The sequence below is a fragment of the Camelimonas fluminis genome (assembly GCF_014656355.1).
GTDB lineage: Bacteria > Pseudomonadota > Alphaproteobacteria > Rhizobiales > Beijerinckiaceae > Camelimonas > Camelimonas fluminis.
Genome location: NZ_BNCG01000189.1, coordinates 1 through 505, shown reverse-complemented (window position 1 = coordinate 505; position 505 = coordinate 1). Strand labels below are relative to the sequence as shown.

1 protein-coding gene is annotated in these 505 nt (G+C 65.5%); it reads right to left on the bottom strand.

All coding sequences use genetic code 11. The features are described 5' to 3' along the window. Positions 1-125: 125 nt before the first annotated feature. A complete protein-coding gene (locus IE243_RS23085; RefSeq protein WP_191321608.1) occupies positions 126-395 on the bottom strand; it encodes a hypothetical protein in 270 nt (89 codons plus the stop codon). Positions 396-505: the final 110 nt, after the last annotated feature.

Sequence of the window (505 nt, the reverse complement as noted above, 5' to 3'; positions counted from 1 at the left end):
TTTGCGCCGTGGGCCATCTGGCTTGTTGGGATTTGATGACCGTCAGGTCACAACCGATGTTCCTGAGATGAAAAGGCCCGCGGTGGCGGGCCCCTTTTTCGGGGACTGGCGCGCGTGGGCGGGGATCAGGCGGCGGACTGCGCTGCGGCGGCGCGCTTGCGCGCGTGGTAGCCGGCGTAGAAGCGGCGCTGGGCTTCGGAGACCGGCTTGCGGGCCTTCGCGGCGCCATCGGTTGCATCGGTGACGGCCTCGGTCTTGGCCGGGGCGTTCGGGTCGCGCGGCTTCGGCTGGTAGGTGCCGGCGGCCTTGTGCATGGCGATATACTCGGACATCGGCATGTAGGGACGGTCGTAGGTCTTCTTGGCAGCGGTCGTGTTCGCGTTGGCGTCGTTCATGATGTGTTCCCTGGAAAATTCAGCGGATTGTCCGCCTCAAGGGGGAAGGCCTGGCGCGTTTGCGCCGTGGGCCATCTGGCTTGTTGGGGTTTGATGACCGTCAGGTCACA